The organism is Lysinibacillus sp. GbtcB16 (assembly GCF_019091145.1).
Lineage (GTDB): Bacteria > Bacillota > Bacilli > Bacillales_A > Planococcaceae > Lysinibacillus > Lysinibacillus fusiformis.
This window is the reverse complement of record NZ_JAGXJV010000935.1, coordinates 1-232: the sequence shown is the minus strand read 5'-3', so window position 1 is coordinate 232 and position 232 is coordinate 1. Positions and strand designations below refer to the sequence as shown.

At 53.9% G+C, this 232-nt stretch carries 1 protein-coding gene; it reads right to left on the bottom strand.

What is annotated here, in order from left to right; genetic code table 11:
• On the bottom strand, positions 1–208 hold a 208-nt coding region (locus KVT27_RS27470), incomplete at its 3' end, for a DDE-type integrase/transposase/recombinase (protein ID WP_369009680.1).
• Between the last annotated feature and the right edge of the window lie 24 nt (positions 209–232).

Here is a 232-nt window from a genome sequence, read left to right as displayed (position 1 = left end):
ACTGCGATCCACGGTCGGAATGATGGATAAGCCCTTTGCCTGGCTTCTTTGCTTTGTGGGCGGCTTCCAGCGCGTCTAGCGTGAGGTCGGATGTCATTCGGTCACGCAGTCTCCAGCCTACGATTTCTTTGGTGCACAAGTCTAATACACTCGCCAAATACAGCCGTCCTTCTCGGCAAGGAACATACGTTATATCGGCCACCCACACCTTCTGCGGCTTGTCTGTTGCGAA